General features: G+C 66.9%; 10 protein-coding genes and 1 pseudogene. 6 read left to right on the forward strand and 5 right to left on the reverse strand.

From position 1 onward, the window contains the following. Nucleotides 1-6 precede the first annotated feature (6 nt). The gene (locus E6K79_00110) at nt 7-1,425 is read right to left on the reverse strand and encodes a DUF4384 domain-containing protein (protein ID TMQ67353.1); all 1,419 of its coding nucleotides are present in this window, start codon (nt 1,423-1,425) and stop codon (nt 7-9) included. Then, nucleotides 1,422-2,216, reverse strand: a complete 795-nt coding sequence (locus E6K79_00115) for a hypothetical protein (protein ID TMQ67354.1) — start codon at nt 2,214-2,216, stop codon at nt 1,422-1,424. The genes E6K79_00110 and E6K79_00115 overlap by 4 nt, the downstream gene beginning before the upstream one ends. Before the next feature lie 336 nt (nt 2,217-2,552). Here E6K79_00115 and E6K79_00120 point away from each other — a divergent pair, with 336 nt between their 5' ends. The 6 genes and pseudogenes from E6K79_00120 to E6K79_00145 all read left to right on the forward strand — a co-directional run bounded on the left by E6K79_00120 (nt 2,553) and on the right by E6K79_00145 (nt 14,618). Beyond that, a complete protein-coding gene (locus tag E6K79_00120; GenBank protein TMQ67355.1) occupies nt 2,553-7,178 on the forward strand; it encodes a hypothetical protein in 4,626 nt (1,541 codons plus the stop codon). Further along, nucleotides 7,175-9,175, forward strand: a complete 2,001-nt coding sequence (locus tag E6K79_00125) for a hypothetical protein (GenBank protein TMQ67356.1) — start codon at nt 7,175-7,177, stop codon at nt 9,173-9,175. Before E6K79_00120 ends, E6K79_00125 begins: the two co-directional genes overlap by 4 nt. Then, the gene (locus tag E6K79_00130) at nt 9,172-11,259 is read left to right on the forward strand and encodes a HAMP domain-containing protein (GenBank protein ID TMQ67357.1); all 2,088 of its coding nucleotides are present in this window, start codon (nt 9,172-9,174) and stop codon (nt 11,257-11,259) included. Before E6K79_00125 ends, E6K79_00130 begins: the two co-directional genes overlap by 4 nt. A gap of 119 nt (nt 11,260-11,378) precedes the next feature. Beyond that, complete coding sequence (locus E6K79_00135) at nt 11,379-12,938, forward strand: anti-sigma factor antagonist (protein ID TMQ67358.1); 1,560 nt, start codon at nt 11,379-11,381, stop codon at nt 12,936-12,938. 13 nt (nt 12,939-12,951) lie between these two features. Beyond that, nucleotides 12,952-14,235 carry a PAS domain S-box protein gene (locus E6K79_00140; GenBank protein TMQ67359.1) on the forward strand — a complete coding sequence of 428 codons (1,284 nt, stop codon included), beginning with the start codon at nt 12,952-12,954 and terminating at the stop codon, nt 14,233-14,235. A gap of 15 nt (nt 14,236-14,250) precedes the next feature. Then, nucleotides 14,251-14,618 (forward strand): annotated as a pseudogene (locus E6K79_00145) (response regulator). Here E6K79_00145 and E6K79_00150 read toward each other — a convergent pair. The 3 genes from E6K79_00150 to E6K79_00160 all read right to left on the reverse strand — a co-directional run bounded on the left by E6K79_00150 (nt 14,601) and on the right by E6K79_00160 (nt 19,091). Beyond that, on the reverse strand, nt 14,601-15,029 hold the full coding sequence (locus E6K79_00150; protein ID TMQ67360.1) for a response regulator: 429 nt from the start codon (nt 15,027-15,029) through the stop codon (nt 14,601-14,603). The pseudogene E6K79_00145 and the gene E6K79_00150 overlap by 18 nt on opposite strands. A gap of 495 nt (nt 15,030-15,524) precedes the next feature. After that, nucleotides 15,525-18,710, reverse strand: coding sequence for a tetratricopeptide repeat protein (locus tag E6K79_00155; protein TMQ67361.1), 3,186 nt, complete (start codon nt 18,708-18,710; stop codon nt 15,525-15,527). A gap of 81 nt (nt 18,711-18,791) precedes the next feature. Next, nucleotides 18,792-19,091: a hypothetical protein gene (locus E6K79_00160; protein TMQ67362.1), complete on the reverse strand. Its 300-nt coding sequence runs from the start codon at nt 19,089-19,091 to the stop codon at nt 18,792-18,794. Nucleotides 19,092-19,181 lie beyond the last annotated feature (90 nt).

A 19,181-nucleotide genomic window follows, 5' to 3' on the forward strand; every position in this document is an offset into this window, starting at 1 on the left:
AGCCGGTCAGCGTCCCCGATCTCTCCATCCGCCTTGATCCCTCTGCGAATTCCCCTGGTCCTGGCGATCCTGTCCGCGGTCCCGGCGATCCTGGCCGCTGTCCTGCTGATCCTGCCCGCGGTCCCGCTGTCCCCTGTCTCGGTCCTGTCCTTTGTCGCGCTCCTGCGGCTGCGGTCGTTCCCTTTCCTGTGGCCGGTCGCGCTCCTTGCCACGGTCCTGACCTTGGCCCCGGTCGCGACCCTGACCCTGATCTTGGCCCTGATCGCGTCCCTGCCCCCGATCCCGGTTCGGGCCCCTGCCGGGCTCCTGGGTTCTCCCGCGGTCCTTCTCTCCGCCGCGATCTTGCGGCTGCTCTCGCCCAACCCGAGCACGGTCTTTGCCGTCGCGCCGATCGGCGCCGGACGAAGGCCTTCCGCCACCCTCGCGCCGTTCCTTCTCCCACAACCTGAGCACCTCGTCCCTGCCCTGCCAGAGCCGGCCGGGGCGGCTGCGCCTCAGATCGCGGAACTCAGGCGGCTCGCGGCGATTCTTCATGTCGCGCGTTCGCACGGAACGCTGGCTCCGCTCGACGACGAACCGCGAGCGAAGGGTCGCTCCACCGTCGATCGATGACCAACGCTCCTTCCAGGCACGGTAGCGATTCGGCGCGGTGGGCCGGACCCAGTAGTAGTACCGCGGCCGGGCCGTCCTGACGCGCACGGGCGCGTACCGCACCCACGTGGCGTCGATCCGGATGTCGATCACGGGGCAAACGCTCAGATAGGGGTCGAAGCCGAACGCCGAGTAGTGGCAGTCGGCGCAGACGTAGCGCGGGTACTCCACGCGCCGGTCGATGTAGAAGTAGGTCTCGTTGGCGTCGGAATCGCCCTCGTTCTGTGAGGGAAGGATTCGCCGGTTGAGCCGCTCCATCCCGACGTACGGATCGCCGACGATGACCCCCGATTCCAGCTCGTCGTCCTGATCGCCGCGGTCGGCCGGCTCCGATTCGGGCGCGCCGCTCGTCAAATACCAGGGCAAATCCTGAAACGGGAACCTGCTCGCGACCGCGACAACGAATTCCATCCCAGGTGGCCCGTCGGCCACCAGGTCGTACGGGTCGTGCCGCTGCGGAATGATGTACGTGCGGCCCGCCTCGACGCGCATCGGATCGGCGGGCCCGTACGGGTAGACGAGGTGGATGTATCCCTCGGTGTCGATGTTGTAGACCAGTACGTAGGCATCCGCGTTGCTTCGGAAAAAGACGCGCATGCTCTCGCCCGGACGATAAACGCCGCCCTCTTCCTTGTTGATCCAGACGTCCGCCGTGAGTCCTTGGCCGCCTCCCGTCGCGCCACCTTCCGGCACGCGCGTCACGGCGCGCGCCGTCCCCGCCGGGACGAGCGCGAGGACGAGAAGAGCGAGGACGAACGCGCGCGGCCGCGTCACGGGGCCTTCCTCACGAGCTCGGGATTGTTCGGATCGATCTGGTACGCCCAGTCCATGTTCATGAGACTCGTGCTGCGCGAGACGACCTCGAACTTCGCGTAGTGGTTGTCCCTGGTCAGCACGATGTAGCTGTGCCCGGGAATGGCCTCCACGACGCCGTCCGCCGACCAGCCCGAAGGCGGCGCGAAGTCGACGTCCACGAGGGCGACGAACCCTGTGTCCTGAATCCTGGTGTCGGTAGGGACGTAGACGAGGAAGTGGCCGTTCGCCGCCGCGTAGTACATGTCGGTGCGCGTATCGGTGGACGGGCGCCGCGAGTAGGCTGAGAAGTCCCAGCCGCTCACCGTGCTGTCCGCGTTGTCGTTCGTAAGGTTGACGTTCACTCCTTCGGGCCGAGGCGTGTCGAATACGTTCTCGAAGCTAAGCTCCGGGCTCTCCTGGCCCGACCGATCCACTGCCGCGACGGCGTAGTAATACGTCGTCCCATTGATGACGCTTCTATCCTCGAAATGCGTGTCGCCGGTTGTGCCGATGAGCGTGAAGGTACCGGTCGGCGCGAAGTTCCGATAGACCTTGTAGTGGTCGATGTCCGATTCCTGATTGGCACGCCAGTACACGGTCACCAGCCCGTCGCCGGTCACGCTGTACACGCCGTCCACGCGGAACGGCGGCGAATCGGGCGCCACGAGCGTGTCGTTGCTGTGGCACCCCGCGGCTCCCAAAAGCCCCGCGATCGCGAGCACTTTACCCCAGGTTCCAACCACGAAGCCCACCTCCTTCGAGTCCGTCACTTCGTTCGATTCAAGTCCCCGCCGGCTGCAAGGCCCGACGGCGCACGACCTAGACCGCAAGCCGTGTGCCAAGGGTGGCGGCCCTGGAAGCATGGGCGTAAGTAGTTGCAAACAAATATCTTGATGGAGTGTTGCTTTGCGGCCGACCGGGGGCGGAAGAGGGCGTCGCCGAGACACTGTGACTAGGGCGCTACAGGGTCCTTGACGGCGCTTGAGCCCTCCCGCGGCGGCCACGGCCGAAGATGTCAATAGGTGTTCCGGGGCTCAAGGCGACCACCTTGCTTACCGATATATGGGGAAGTCATTTGCGAGGGGATTAGGAGGCGAAATCCGTCCATGAAGCGAATAATCCGAACACTCCTACCCTTGGCATGTCTCGCCTCGATTCTCCTCGCTGCTCCCGCCGAAGCGCAGATCGGGCTGACGGCGTCGGCGTCGCAGAGCCCGGCGACCGTACGTCCGGGACAAGCGAACGTCGCCTACTTCAGGCTTCAGATCAGCACCTCGGTAGGGAGTGGCACGCTCACCTCCCTCACGCTAACGAACGCTACGACCGGCCCCGGAGACCAGACGCAGCGCGACTCGGAGCTAGGGAGTCTCCGCCTCTACATCGATGACGGGGACCGAAATCCGGACCCGACCAAAGACACCCTCGTCCCAGTCGCGCCGACCGTCGTGGCGGGGAAGATCCGATTCGCTGGGTTGAACGTCCCGATTCAGGACGGAATATTCGGGGCCACCAACTACTTCCACGTGGTAGGGAACGTGCCGCTGCTCGTTAGAGACGGCGACGCACTGGACCTCATGATCCAGGCCGCGTCGGACATGACATTCCAGTCCGGGAACACCGCGGGGGGCACGTACCCTCTGAATCCGGCGGGCAACTTCCCGATCGACGGGATGGTCGCGGCCCAAATGACGGTCAACCCGGTCCCGGCCGGCACCGTCCTCGCGGGAACCCAGAACGCTCGCGTGCTCGAGCTGGTCCTGCCCGCTAACGGATACGAGGCGGACCAACTTCAAGACCTGAGGCTGCTCAATGAAGGGACTGCCGCGGCGGGCTCCGACATCACGAGCCTCCGCGCCTGGGTCGACGGCGGCGACGGCATCTTCGACCCCCAATCGGATCGGCTGCTTGGGTCCCTCGCATTCTCGAGCGGCCTCTGGCGCCTGACCGGGCTCACCGAGCCGGTTCCCGCAGGCGGGATCCGGCTCTTTTTCGGCGTCGATATCGGAGATCTGGCCTCGGAGGGTAGGACGATCCGGCTCAGCCTCCCGGCAACCAGTCCCTTCGGCGTCGGCATGATCAGCGCCAATGACGGGCCGATCGACGCGGTGGTCCGAAACCCCAACTTCCAAACGATCAGCGCTGCGGACCGCGTCACGCTCACGACGAGCGCCGTGGGAGCGTCGGTCGTCAATCCGGGCGATACCAAGGTCCAAATCCTGCATGTCCTCGCCAAGAACACCTACTCGACGGCCAAGACCCTCTCGACACTCACGGTCACGAACACCACATCCGGCTCCGGATCTCAGGATGATCGAGACGGGGAGATGAGCGTCACCCTGCGCGGCGACGGGAACAATAACGGGGTCCTCAACAACAGTCCGAGCCAAGACCCCATCCTCGCGACCGCTGTTTTTCATAACGGTAAGGCCACCTTCAGCGGGTTCGCATGGCCGTGGACCCCCGGCCAGACGCGGCACCTCTTCGTGACCGCCGACGTCTCCATGACGGGCGCGAAGGACCCGGACGTGCTGTCCCTCAACGTCTCGGGATCTCTTGACGTCGATTTCGGCGAGCCGACGCGCGTCGTGGCGGTCTGGCCACTTGATTCGGGCGCGCGCCTGACGGTCGACGGAATGCTCGCCGCCCAGGTAACCAATGTCGGGGCTCCGGTCGCGACGGTGGGGCCGGGCGACGGGCCAATTCTCGTGCTCGACGTGAAAGTGCCGCGGAACGGCTACGCCTTGGATCTCCTGGACAGCTTGATCGTGGAAAACCGCGGCGACGCGGTCACGAGCGACATCGCCGCGCTCCGGCTCTGGCGCGACGGGGGCGACGGCACCTTCTCGGCCGGATCTGGCGACGACCGGGACCTCGGCCCCCTGACGTTCTCCGGCGGCCGGTGGCGGAGCGCGCTCCTCGCCGATACGCTCGCGGGAGTCGACCCATCGGCCAGCCACTATTTCGTTGGCCTCACCGTCTCTGCGTCCCCCCGGGATTCCGCAACCGTCCGCCTCGCGATCCCGGTCGGCGGCATCGTGGTTCGCTCAACCAACGACGGACCCATCGACGCCCGGATCACGAATCCCCAAACCATTACGATCAGCAACGCTCCCATCCTCGTGACAATGCAGATCGATCCGGCTGCTAGCACGGTCGGGCAGCAGGTGGGCGTGCTCATGGTCGCGCGCAACGTCGGCGGCGAGTCGGTGAACGGCGTCGTGCCGACCGCGCTCGCCGCCTCCGGCGCCGGCGCGCTCACGCTCGCGAGCGGCCCGAGCCCCGCGTCCTTCAGCCTCGCTCCGGCCGCGTCGGACACGTTCCGTTGGACCTACACGGCTTCGGGCCCGGGCGACGTGATGCTCACCGGACACGCGCAGGGGATCGGAGCTACAAGCGGACTCGTCCGCCGATCCGTCGACGCGACGTCCAATACGCACCAGGTTTTCCAGAGCGTCTCGAGCATCGATTACACGGCCACCTCCTCGATGCCCGCGACGGTCAGCCGCGGCCAGACCGACGTGATTCCGCTGAGCCTGACGTTCACCAACAACGGTGGCGCGCAGGCGGCGTCAGTCCGATTGTCCGCGCTTCGGATTCGGGTCGAGGACGGGACCGGGGCCGGCATCGTCCCCTCCGATCTCTTGACCGCGGTCACCGTGGGCATGGGAACCACCGTCCTGCTCCGGAAAACCACGCTCGAGAATGCCGGCGCGGAAGTGCAGCTCACCCTCGCCTCACCGGTCACGGTGGATGCGGCTCAGAGCGCCACGTTGAGCCTGCGACTCGACATTTCCTCGTCGGCCACAGCGTCCGACTTTCGCGTGGTGATCTCGGACAGCACGTGGTTCGCGGCCAGCGACGTCAACAGCGGTGCGCCGGTGAACGCTCGGCTCCAAGGATCGACCTATCCGGTCCGGTCCGGGCTGGCGCGGCTGGTAAGCCCGGCGCTGAACCTGGACGTGGCGGCGGTGCCGGCCCCTCCCGCGCGAGTGGGACGCGGCCAGGCCGGCGTCCCGCTTCTGACCCTCCGTGTCGAGAACCCTGGGCAGACCGGGTTCACCTCGGACGTCCGGATCTCATCATTTGAGGTCACGGTGAGCGATACGAACGGCGTGGCCGTACCGCGGGCGTCGGACTACCTGGGTCGAATCCGCGTCAGAACCGCCCTGCAGACCCTTCTTAGTGACCGGATCGTCTATGCGACCGACGGCTCCACGCTTACGCTGGTCCTGAGCCCACCCCTTACCGTCCCGGTGAACACGCCCCTCGACGTCTTCTTGACCGGCGACGTCGCGACCAGCGCCCAATTGGGCGCGTTTCAGATCCTGCTCGGCGACTCCGCGACGTTCGCCGTCACCGACGCGAGCACCGGCGAGAGGGTACCGGCCCTTTACGCCACGCCTACGATCGTCGGGCCGACGATCACGGTCGAAGCCGCGGCCGACACGCTCGCGGCAAGCGGGACGCCTCGATTCCCGCCGCAGGTCACCGTCGGGAAACCCGATGTCGCGGCGCTCACGGCGAAGCTCCGTCATCCGGATGCTCCGGGCGCGGCGCGTATCCGCGTCGACTCGCTCTACGTGCAGTGCCGCGACGAGCTGCGGCGGCCGTTGACCCCGTCCGCCTATCTGGACGCGTTGCGGGTCCTATGGAACGGAGTCCAGATCGCCAGCGTTCCGAATCCACCCTCGACCGGCGGAACCGTGGGCGTGGCGCTCCCCAGCCCCGTGCTGGAGCCGGGCGACACCGACTCCCTGGACATCCGCGTCGACATCTCGGCGGCAGCGCCCGCCGGTTATATAGAGCTGGCTGTGTTCGCGGGCGGGATTCGCGCGGCGGACGCGAACACGGGCGTGGCGACGGCGGTCGTGCCCGAATCCGGCACGGAATTCCCGCTCACCTCAGGCTTGACGCATCTCGTAGCCCCGGCGCGCGACCTCGTCGTGGGCCTGGAAAGCCGCATGCCCGCGACGCTGGCAGCGGACGGCGACACCATCACGGTCGGAAGGCTCACGCTCCGCAACGTGGCGGCGGCAAGCTCCGACTCGATCTTCCTGGATCACCTGACCCTTCGCGCGGGCGATCGGGACTTCGGCACGGTCGCGTTCGGCGCGGCCGCCTCCGGCGCCGTCGCCTATGTCTCCGGCGTCCCTTGGGCGCAGAGCGCCGCGCTCACGGCGGATTCCACGCAGGCGACGCTCGTGGCCGGATCCCCGATCGGGGTTCCGCCGAGCGGGAGCGTCGTCGTGGAATTGCGCACGGTGCTCCGTCCAGGCGCCACGCCCCCGACGTTCCGCGTCGGCTGCGACGCCGCCGGGATCGGCGTGGTTCAGCCGTCCAGCGCCCTCCTCCAAGTCCAGGTTCAGCCCGCCCCCGGCTCAACCTTCCCGATGTGGACGGAGGCGGGTAGCTTCGGCGGGCTCACCCTAGGCGAGAGCTACTCGAACTACCCGAACCCGTTCGCGGGCGGCCGGCAATCGACCACCTTCGCCTTCTACCTGCGCCAGGCCGGCCGCGTGACGCTCCGGATCGTCACGCCGAGCGGCGACGGGGTGGCCACGCTCCTCGATAACGCGGCGCGTCCATCGGGAATGAACCAGAGCGACCTTTGGGATGGACGGAACGGTGTCGGGCGCGTGGTCCGAAACGGCGTCTACATCGCCGAGCTGACCGTCAAGTTCGACAGCGGCTCCCACGACCGGGTAATCCGAAAGGTCGCGGTCGTCCGATGATGTCCGCCCGACCGTCAGCCGCCCTCATCTGCGCCCTGGCGCTCATCGCGTGCGTCTCCCCCGCCCACGCCGCGGACGACGGCGGAACCCGATCGGTGTTCGCATCGGGCGCGGGCAATCGCGCCCTCGCCTTGGGAGGCGCGTTCGTCGGCCTCGCGGACGACGCGAGCGCGATGATCTGGAATCCGGCCGGCCTCGGCATCCGCCAAAGATTCGAGATCCTGGCCACCCACGCCGAGTACGCGGACCTGGGATCGCAGCAGGATTTCGTCGCTGTCGTGCTCCCGAACTGGCGCTGGGGCACGGCGGGCATCTCGATCCTCCACTTCGGCATCGGGGGCGTCGAGCAGCGCGACGATCGGAACCTCCTCCTCGACGGCGGCCTCTCCGATTCGCAGACCGAGATCGCGCTCGGCTTCGGACGCTCTCTGGGCGACGCCGTGAGCGTCGGGGGAACGGTGAAGCTCCAGCGTCAGAGCCTGGCGGGATTCAGCGGCAGCGGTCTGGGTCTCGACGCCGGCGTTCTCCTGCGCGCGGGCGCGCTGCTTCGCACCAACGCCGATTGGGCGAGTCGCCTGACGTGGGGACTCTCGGTGCGCAACCTGATCCCTCCCTCGATCCGCCTCGACCAGGAGAGCGTGCCCGACCCCGCCGTGCTCCGATCCGGAATCGGCTTTCGCGCGCCGGCCCCTGGCGGGCGGTCCGCGCTTGTCCTCCTCGACTTCGAGAAGTCCGCGGGCGTGGCGACGAAGCTTCATGCGGGGATGGAATTGCAGCTCCACCCGCTTCTCGGCATTCGCGGCGGGTTCAATTCGGGCCGGCTCACCGCGGGCACGGCCGTCGCCTGGCGCGGCTTCTCCGTGGACTACACCTACGAGGACGGCGACATCACGGGCGTCCATCGATTCGGAATCTCCCGGGCCCTGGGCATGACGGTGTCCGAGCAGCGGGAGGCGGCCTCGCAAGCGAAGGAAAAAGACCTCCAGGCAAGGCTCGACGATGCGTTCCAGAAACGGCAGGCGAAGCAGGTCGAGGATCTCCTGGCTCGCGTGCAAGCCTCCGAGGCCCGCGGCGAGTACGAGTCGGCGCTCGACCTGCTCGGGACGGTCGACCTTCTCTATCCCAATCATCCCCAGGCAGCGGCGCTCCAGGCGGCCGCCCTGCGCGGTCGAGGAAAGCAGCTCGAGGACGCGTCCGATTACGCCGCGGCCGCGCTCGTCTACGGTCGGGCTCTCGCGATCGCCCCAGGGGACTCCGCCGCGACCGCCGGCCAGCGCCGCTGCCGCGAGGCGGGCGACCGTCGGGCTGCTCGCACCGAGAGCATCCGCCGGAAGTTCGCCGAAGCTTCCGACGCGTTCGCGGCGGACTCGCTTCCGGCGGCGCGGATCGGCTTCGCCGGCATCCTTGCGGTCGACCCGAAGGACGCGGACGCCGCCCTCATGCTCCGCCGAACCGAGCAGGCGATCGCCCGCCGGGCTGCGAGCCTCATCAAGCAGGCACGGCAGAGTATCGAGGCCCAGCTTCCTGACGAGGCCGAGGGGCCCCTGGCCGAGGCGAGAAATCTGGATCCGCAGGCCGACGGGCTCCGAGACGCCGCCGCGGCGCTGGCACGTGCTAGGGCAGCCGCGGCCGGGGTCGCCGCGGTCGTGAAAACGGAGAAACCGCAGCCGCCCAGCCCGGAACAGGACCGCGAGGTGGAGGCCCTCTATCGGGGCGGCCAGACCGCGATGCAGGAGCGCCGGCTCGACGACGCGCTCCGCTACTGGGAGCTCGTCTGGTCCATCCGGCCCGGGTACAAGCGCGTCGACGAATACTTGAAGCGCGAGTACCTGATGCGCGGCATGGAATTCTTCGCGTCGGGAAAACTGGATGAAGCGGTGAGCTGCTGGCAGCGGGTGCTCCAGGTCGACCCCAAGGATTCACGCGCGGCCGGGTACATCGCGCGCGCCCGCACGCAGCAGGCCCGGACCCGAGAGATCCTGGGAGAGGGTCGATGACGCCGATTCTTCCGCGCCGGACGGTTTGGAGCATCCGCTGGATCGTCGCGTGCGCCGCGGTCGTGCTCACGACGCTCATCGTGCTCGGCGTGACCTCGTTCATGGAGAAGAGGACGCGAAACGTCCTCGCGCGGGAGATCGAGAGCCGCCTGATGCTCCAGGCTCGGAACCTCGCCCTCACGAGCTCGGGCGCCATCGTGACCGATTACCCCGAGCTGACCCTGGCGCCGCTCGCCCGGGAGATGCAGGCGCGCCAGCCCGAGCTGGCCCTCGTGGTGGTCCTGGACCGCCACGGCAACATCCAGGGCCACCCGGACGTCCGCCTCTTGAGCGGCCCCTACACACCGCCCCCGGGGCTCGTCCCCGTCCCGACCACGGCGCCCCTCGGGCCGCACGAATCGATCACGGGGAACCGGCAGATGCTGGTGGCGTCGGCTCCGATTCTCAATTCGCGCGGCGAGATCCTCGGCAGCGCCCTCGTGGGTCTCAACCGGGCCTACGTCGAGCAGGCGATGGGGCAGATCCGCAGGCAGCAGTTCCTGATCCTGGGAGCGTTTCTCCTCGCCGGGGCCGCGCTGTCGTTCGGGCTGATGTCGCTCCTCCTCCGGCCCATCGGAGCGCTCCGCACCGGCATCGAGCGGATCGGGCGCGGGGATCTGAGCACGCCGATTCGGCTCGCGAATCGGACCGAGTTCGGTCTCTTGGCGGAAGAGGTCAACAGCATGGCCTCCGCGCTGATGAAGGCGCAGACCGAGATGGTGGAGCGCGAGCGTCTCGCCCGCGAGATGGAGCTGGCGCAGCAGATCCAGCGCTCGATCCTTCCCTCGGGCCAGACCGTCGCCGGCGAGTTCGTGGTTCACGGCGGGCACTGGGCGGCGGCCGAGGTCGGAGGCGACTACTACGACGTGATCCCCCTCCCCGACGGGAAGATCGCGCTGGCCGTCGCGGACGTCTCGGGGAAGGGCCTCGCGGGCTGCCTCATCACGGCGATGATCTTCTCGCTCCTCCGGGCCCTGCGCTCGATCCATCACTCCCCGGCCGAGCTTCTCGCCGTCCTCGACGAGCGTCTCGGCGAGACGCTCCAGCGGGGAAGCTTCGTCACGATGTTCTACGGCGAGCTCGATTCCAAGACCGGACGATTGGTCTACTCCTCCGCGGGACACAATCCGATTCTGGTCTACCGGGGACAAACGCGCCGCACGGAGTGGCACCGGTCGAAGGGAATCCCGCTCGGAGCGATCCGGGGCGGAGCGATCCGCCGGACCCTCGAGGACCAAGTCATCGACCTCGCCCCGGGCGACTCCCTCGTCCAATTCACGGACGGGATCAACGAGACGAGCGATCCTCTCGGGCAGGAATTCGGATTCGACCGGATGGAGACGATCGTTTCGGTCGCGGGACCGTCGGGCGCGCGAGGGATTCTCGACCAGCTCCACCACGCGGTCGAGAAGTGGCGGGGCGACGGATTGCCCATGGACGACGAAACGGTGCTCGTCGTCAGCCGGGACCCCGGCGCCCGACCCGGCCCCGGAGCGTTCTCCGTGGACGGATCCACCCTCGCCCTTCCCGACGCGGAGCGTTTCGAGGCCGCGCGGAAGCGCGGCACGAGCATCCAGCTTCCCGCGACCCTGGACTCCCTCGTGGGGATCCGCGAGTGGCTGGACCGATCGGGCGCGGCGCGAGGTCTCTCGAGCGGCGGGGCCGACATGCTCGATCTGGTCCTCTACGAGGTGTGCGCGAACGTCGTGGAGCACGGATACGGAAAGGACCCTGCGCGGACGCTCGAGCTCTGGTGGCTGCCCGGCGCGGGTCTCGCGGCCGGTCCGGGTTCCGCGGCCGGTCCGGCCACGCGGGGTTGCTTCGTCCTCCGGGATGAGGGGCGCCCGTTCCGGCCCGACCGGGCGAAGAAGACGGACTACGAGGACCCCGCGGTTCGGAAACGCGGGCGTGGGTTCGGGCTCGACATCATCTACAGGACGATGAGCGCGGTCGTCTATCACCCCGGGACAAACGTGGGAAACATCACGGTCCTCGAGTGGGACCCGCTGAAGCTCGAGCAGCAGGACGAGGTGCCGAATGCGTAATCCGCTCAAGGCCCTCAAACAAGCGATCGCGGCGCCGGCGGCGCCGGCGGTAGACCCATCCGACGTCACGGTTCGCGCCTTCATGGAAATGAGCCACCTGCTCACGCTGCGTCAACCTCATGGGGCAATTGAAGACCACTCGGGCCTGCCTCTGGCTGGTTCCGGAGGGAGGCGCCAGCTTCCCGGTGCTCGTCAAGTCTCACGGGGTGGACGAGGCGCAGGCACGGCTTGTGATCGAGCAGGGCGCCGCGACGCTGATGGAGCGATCCCGCGCGAGGCCGAACCCGCTCGTGGTCGCGGACCTGGCTGCGGGGACGGACGGATCGATGCGAGACGTCGCCGACCGGGCTGGGCTCCGATTCTTCGCCCCGATCTGGGTTCGAGGAGAGATGCTCGGCATCCTCGCGCTCGGGGCGCGCTCGGACGGGGCCCCCTATTCCGACCACGACATCCGGGCCCTGCAGGCATCCCTCGCCATCGCCGGCGTCGCGATGCAGAACGAGAGGTTCTACGGGCGGCTCCTGGAGCGAAACCGCGAGCTCCGAATGGCCAACAATCGACTCAAAGAGTTGGATCGGTTGAAGTCCGAGTTCATCGCAAACGTGAACCACGAGCTTCGAACGCCCCTGACGGCCATCATCGCCTCCCTGGACTGCGTCGCCCGCGCCGAAGAGAGTGGCGTGACCGACGGCAACGCTTCCGGGCGCCAGCTGCTCCACTACGCCGGCAACCAATCGCGGAAACTGCTGTCGATGATCGAGAACCTGCTCACGTTCTCGGAGGCGGAGCAGGATTCCCTTCGCCCCGATTTCGTGACCGGAGACGTGGTCGCCGCGGTTTCCGACTACTACCTCGAGCGCGTCCCGGGCGTTTCGTCGGAATTGAGGGAATTCACCTGCGTGCGCGAAGCGAACGTATTGCAGGGGAAATTCGACGAGCAGCTCCTGAGGCAGATCCTGGACACCCTGATCGACAACGCGGTGAAGTTCACCGCGGCGGGCGCGCGGATCCAGCTCCGCGTGCGCCGGGTCGCGCAGGACGGTGGGGAGTGGATCGGGATCGACGTCGTCGATGACGGGCCCGGCATCCCGGCGGACCGGCTCTCCGCTCTCTTCGAGCCGTTCCAGCAGCTGGACGGCTCCATGACCCGTCTCGTCGGCGGCATGGGCTTGGGGCTTTCCCTCGCCCGGCGGCTCGCCGAGGGGCTCGGCGGTCACCTGACCGCAACGAGCGAGCCGGGCAAGGGTTGCATCTTCACGTTGCTACTGCCTGCGGTCGTACAGCTCGACGGCAATTCTGCCGATAGTCCAGATGGGAGGAGGCTCGCCATGACCAACGAATTGGAGATCTCGAAACCGGAGGATCGCGGTGAAGCGGTGCTTCTGCGGGTCAAGGGCCGCCTCGACGTCAAGACGTCTCCCATCCTGTTGCAGCGGGTCGCCGAGATCCAGGCTAACGGTCAGAATCTGGTGCTGAACCTGTCCGAGGTCTCGTTCATGGGCTCGAGCGGCATCGGCGCTTTGCTGGTGTTGGTGGAGCAGTTTCAGGAACAGGGCGGGAGCGTGCGGTTCGCCTCTCTCTCGCCCGCGGTCGACTCGGTCGTCAAGCTCTTGAACCTCGACCGGTTCTTGAGCATCGACGCGACCGAGACCGCATCGTTCGCGGCGCTCGGAGCCTGAGCGGAGACGATCCATGAGCACCGGAAATCGACAGATCGATTCGGGCACCCGCGCTCCGCGCGCCTCCACCAAGGGCGCGGAGGCGGCCTCGCGGCTCGCCGCGATTCAGGATCTCTCCGACGACGCGATCGTGGCCATCGACCTGGATGGAATCATCACCGGCTGGAGCCGCGGCGCCGAGCGGATCTACGGATATCCCGCGGAAGTGATCCTCGGCAATTCGATCTCCGTTCTGGTCCCGATGGACCGGCGCGACGAATGGCCCCAGATGATCACGAGCATCAAGCTTGGGGACCAGGTCCACCACCTGGAGACCGTCCGGCTCCGAAGCGACGGCGCTCCGATCGACGTGTCCCTCTCGGTCGCTCCCACGCGCGACGACGCGGGGCGCGTGACCGGCGGCGTGGCGATCGCGCGTGACATCACGGCGGTCCAGCAAGCGCTGGATCAGGCTGAGCGGAGCAGCGAGAAATTGAGCGAGCGGGAAAAGGCGCTCCGCCAGGCGCTGGCGGCGCTCCGCAAGTCGCACGAAGAGGTCAAGACCGCCCAGCTCCAGCTGGTCCAGGCGGCGAAGCTCGAATCGATCGGGCGTCTCGCCGCCGGGGTCGCCCACGAGGTGAAAAATCCGCTCGCGATCATCCTCTCGGCGGTGGAGTTCCTCTCGCAGGCGGTTCCGAACCCCGACCCCGACGTCACGATGGCCATGGCCGACGTGCAAGAGGCCGTGCGGCGCGCGGACCACGTCATACGCGGTTTGCTCGATTTTTCGCACGCCACCGAGTTCTCGCTGGAGGACGGAAATCTGAACGAGATCCTCAAGAAGTCGGCCGGTCTGGTCCGCCACTCGCTCTCCAAGGCCCACGTCACGCTGGTCAATGAGTTGGGGAGCGACCTCCCGAACATCATGCTGGACGCCTCGAAGATCGAGCAGGTCTTCGTGAACCTCATGATCAACGCGATCGACGCGATGCCCTCGGGCGGCACGTTGACCGTGAGGACCTCGCGGCGACGAATGACGGTGGGGCCGCACGTCGGAATCCGACGGACGGACCAATTCCGTATCGGGCAGAGCGTCCTCGTCGTCGAGATCGAGGACACGGGCACCGGCGTCGACGAAGCAACCCGGATCAGGCTCTTCGATCCGTTCTTCACCACCAAGCCGACCGGCAAGGGAACGGGGCTCGGCCTCGCGATGAGCAAGACGATCATCGCGCTCCACGGCGGCACGATTCAAATCGCCAACCGTGAGAACGGCGGTGCCCGCGCCACCGTCGTCTTCCACATTCAGAGCTCTTAAGGGAGGGATGCTCCAATGGAAAAGATTCGCATACTCCTGATTGACGATGAGCCGAGCTTCACGCGGATGCTGAAGCTGAACCTCGAGCGGACCGGTGCGTTCAAGGTCCACTGCGAGAACAAGTGTTCTTGGACGTCATCATGCCTGACGTCGACGGGGGCGAGGTCGCGGCGCAGATCCATGCCGACCCCAACCTCAAGGACACGCCGATCGTGTTTCTGACCGCAGGCGTCTCGAAGGAGACGACGCGCGCGAAGCCGGTCATCGGCGGGCGAACGTTCCTCGCGAAGCCCGTGAGCACGGATGAAGTGCTCCGCTGCATCGAGAAGCAGCTCGGCAGGAAGGTCGGGGATTCGTCTGGAACCTCAACGGCCGGCGCCTAGTCCTCGGACATTGTGGCTGAGCAGGGTCTCGACGGTGCGGAGAAGCTCGCCCGAGGTGACCGGCTTGGTCAGATAGGCGTCCGCGCCGTGCCCGAAGCCGAGCAGGCGGTGCTTCGGTGAGTTGAGCGCTGTGAGCATCAAGACCGGCAGGTGCCACGGGCGGTAGAGACGTCGAAGCTCGGTGCAGACTTCGTATCCGCTGATATCCGGCAGGATCAGATCGAGGAGCACCAGGTCCGGCCAATGCTCCGCGACAACCACCAGCCCCGCCTTCCCGGTGTGCTCCATTCGAACTTCGTAGCCCGCCCGCTGCAGATGGCATCTCAGGTGTCTCGCCAGCGCCTCCTCATCTTCCACAATGAGGATTCGTCCGTGGCTCGCTGCCGCCTTCCCTGCTTCGCTGTCGGCCAACGACGGGCTCTCCGAACGGGACCGGCTCTACCCAAGGGCGGAGGCGCAAGCGCGCGAGCCTGTCCGGGTTGATGCCGCTTGGAAGATATCGGCCGATTCGGGAAAACGATGAGCGAGAGGCGGGCGTGTAACCGCTTACGCGGGTGAGGATTGCGGAAGGATAAAAAAATTGAGCCCCGGCCTTGCCAGCTCTCTTCGGGTTACGCCGCTTCTTCCGAGGCCGGTGCTCGAATTGGCGGCTAACCCATGGTCTAACGCTGGCTAGGCCTGCGGGCTCTTTGGAGGTCCCCCCCTCCGGGCACTTTGCATTGCATCCCGCGTGCCAAGATTTTGCAGGTCCGAAACAAGTGAACTCGCGAGCGCGTAACAGGATGTTAATTTGATGGTTAGCTCATTGTTTGAATCGTCGCCGATGGGTAGCTTGGAGGGTTGGGGCACGCCGGAAGTGGGGTCTAATTTGACAGTGAAACCAAGCGGAGTCGGAAGTTGGTTTATTCACATATACTTACGACTATTAAGTAGTTTAATAACTACTTTTAAGCCTTTTGACGACTTGGGATCCTTCGATCGAGGCGGAAGAGCTTTATCTTCTGCAATAGCGTCGGGTAGGAGAGCGAGAGCTCCTTGGCGGCCTGAAGCTTGTTCCAATTGTGACGCTCGAGAGCCTGCGAGATGAGCCGGCGCTCCACCTTGGCAACCTCGGCCCGGAGCGTGGACGGCGAATCGCCGTTCTCCTCCTCTTGCTTGAGAAGGTCGCGGGGCAACAGCTCGATCGACAGCGTGTCCCCGTCGTTGGCCATGACGACGAGGCGCTTCACGACCTTCTCCAGCTCGCGCACATTCCCCCGCCATGGAAGGCCGGCCAGGAGGGAAATCAATTCCTGGTCCGCGCCGCGGATCTCTTTCCCCATCTCGGTCGCGAAGCGCCGGCAGTAGTGCTCGACCAAGGGCGGCACGTCCTCCGGCCGCTCGCGGAGCGGCGGGACGCGGAAGCAGATGTCGTTCAGCCGGTAGTAGAGGTCCTCGAGAAATTCGCCGCGCGCGATCCGCGCGTTGAGATTCACGATTCACGTTGGTGGCGCAGACGACGCGGACATCCACCTTCGTCGACTTGTTCCCGCCCACCGGACGCACTTCGCGGTTGTCAAGGACCTGTAGGAGTTTCCCCTGGATCGTGATCGTCGTTTTGTCCACCTCGTCGAGGAAGAGGGTCCCGCCGTTCGCCTCGACGAAGAGGCCCACCTTTTCCCGCACGGCGCCGGTGAAGGCGCCCTGCACGTGGCCGAACAACTCGCTCTCGAGCAGCTGCTCGGGGAGGGCCGCGCAGTTGACCTGGATGAGCGGCTTCGTCGCGCGGGCGCTGGACGCGTGGATCGCGCGCGCCAGGAGGCCCTTGCCGCTCCCCGTCTCGCCCTCGATCAGGATCGTCGCGTCGCTCGGGCCGACCCGCTCCAGCAGGGAGAGAATCTCGAGCAGCTCGGGGCTTCGCGTGACGATGCCGTGGTCGTTGGCCGATCCCATGAGGCGCCCCCGGAGCGCGGAATTCTCGCGCGCGAGCCGTTGGCGCGATAGCTCGAGGATCGCCACGGCGACATGGTTCGCGAGCATGGCGATCAGATTGATCTCCCGCTGCTTGAAGGCGCCAAGCGCGCTCTCCTCCGGGCGGTCCAGGTAGAGGTAGCCCGGAAGCCCCGACGGGAGCGAGAGCGGCATGATCGCGATGCTTGTGCGCGGGCTCAAGTGGGTGGTGCCCGGCATGTCGCGGAAGCGTGCATCGGCGCCCGCCCGGCTCGAGACCACGGGGGCCGAGGCGAGGCGCGCCGCCCCGATCCGGCGCTCGAGCTCGCTCAGGAGATCCTGCGCGACGCGATACGACATTCCCACCGACGCGACGATCTCGATCCCGCCGTGGACGGCGGGCGCGGCCACGCAGCCGCGCGCGGCGGTCACGCGGCGCGCGGTAACGGCCAGCACATCCTGAACCGCCGACTCGGCGTCGACGCCCCGGAGCACGCTCCGGATTTCCTCGAATGCCGAGAACTCGTTGCTCTGGGCGGAAGTCCCTTCGATCAAACCCTGCTCGATCTCGGCGCGGAACTCCTCGATCTCGCGCGCGAGGGCCGGGTCGTCTTCCGGCGAGAGCAACGAGGAGGCGTGATCCAAATGAAGCACCGCCTCGTCGACCTGGCCCCGCATCAGCTCGCTCCGCGACAGCTCGAGCAGGGCACGCGCCGTCAACGTGGGCAGCGCCAGGCTCTCGTATGCCGCCACCGCGCGGCGGAGGAACCCGATCGATTCGTCGAGAATGCCCCGAGACTTGCCCTTCCGCGCTCGCCGCCGCCACGCAAGGCCGGCGCCGAGGTTCAAGCGCGCGAGCTCGTAGCGCTTGCCGATCGAGAGGAGAATGCGGCTCGCCTCGCCAAGGCGCTCCTGAGCCGACGGCAGATCGCCCGCCTCGGCAGCCGTCAGGCCGAGGAGCCGGAGCGAGCAGGCCTCCTCGATGCGGTCACCCAGGCGGCGCGCGATCGCAAGTGCCCTCTCGCCGCTCCGCTTCGCGCCCTCGATCTCGCCCATCCGAAGCTGCGCGTCCCCGAGGCGGCGGACCAGCTCGACGGTGAGGTCGGAATCGGGGGCGATCTGGTCGGCCATCGCGAGGCCGGTTTCGTACTCGGCCCGCGCTTCGGGGAGCATGTCGCGGTCGGCGTAGAGATCGCCGAGCGTCTCTCGCGAAAGAATCGTCTCCCGTGGGAACCCTCGCTCGACCGACAGGGCGAGCGCCTGCCGGATCAGGTTCTCGGCGGTGGCGAAGTCGCGGCGCTTGCGGCGCAAATTGCCCAGGCAGAAGAGGGCCCGCGCCTTCCCAACGGGGTTTCCCACCTCGGTGTTCATCTGGAGCCCGCGGCGGTAGTGATCCTCGGCTAGGTCCCATTCGCCCATCTTCTCGTGCACGATGCCGAGGTTGTGGACGTAGGTCGCCGAGTCGTGAAAGAGACCCGAGCGCTCGCCGATCCGGAGCGCCTGCTCGAGGAACCGCGCCGCCTCCTTGAAGCGGCAGTGGTTCTTGTGAAGGAGGCCGAGGCTGTTGTACGCCGAGGCCATCCCCGCGTCGTATCCGGCGCGCCGGTAGGTCGCGATCGCGCTCTCGAAATACTCGCGGGCCGCGTTCCAGTCCCCGGTGCGGAGGGCGATGACCCCGAAAATCATCTCGGTGCGCCCGATATCGAGGTTCAGGGTCGTGTCGCGGAGGAGGCGATACGCGAGGGTCGCCGCGCGCTGCGCGGGGCGATACCGGCCACGCTCGAAGAGGAGCAGCGCGAGGCTGGCCGCGAGGCGCCCCGCCTGCTCGCGAGTGACATGCGGGCGGAGGCGGCGGTGTAGATCGTGGAGCGAGTCGACGGCTTCGTTCAGGTCGCCGCGATGCCGCAGACACTCGACGATTTGCGTCCCGATCCGGAGCAGATCGTCGCCATTTTGTGGACTGCCGTTTTTCGGATCCGCCTCTAGAGCTCGGCGGTAGTACTCGAGCGCGACGACGTAGTTATCCGCCGCGAAGTAGAGATCTCCGAGCTCCTGAGCCTTGTGCTCCCCGTACGACCCCGCGTCTGTCGACGCTCGAGCCGGCGAGGCGCCAGAGGTTCGGTGCGGAATGTCCGATCGGTCTTTGGGGACAAGTCCGTCCATTCCGGCCCTCGAATTCTTCCATACTACGGAGCGCGGTCAGGCTTTTGACCTGGCCACGCATCGCCCGCGCCGCGGGAGATGCTACCAATACCAGCGCAGGCCGTAGCCCATGCGAATCAGCCGGAGGTAGTTCCTGACGGTACTTCCGACCGACAACCGATGACCACTCGTTACCGTCGCGTAGGAGATGCCAATCTGCATGGTGGCACCCTTCACGATCGTTCCATCACCGTCGCCCTTGGGTGGGGGCGGATTTTCATCCCCCAAATCTTTGAACGGTCTGGGAAGGGCGAACGCGGATGGCGAGATGGCCGGAGTCAGGCAGAGCACGGCGAGGAGAACACCTAACCGGATGAAACGGCGTGGAACCAGGACCCTCATTCCCTTGCTCCTCGAAGGTGAAGCGGCACCCGGCGCATCAGCCACTTCCCTTGACTGTTTCGGGCAGCTCGTCAGTGAGCGTCTTAGCCG

It is taken from the genome of Candidatus Eisenbacteria bacterium (assembly GCA_005893305.1).
Lineage (GTDB): Bacteria > Eisenbacteria > RBG-16-71-46 > SZUA-252 > SZUA-252 > WS-9.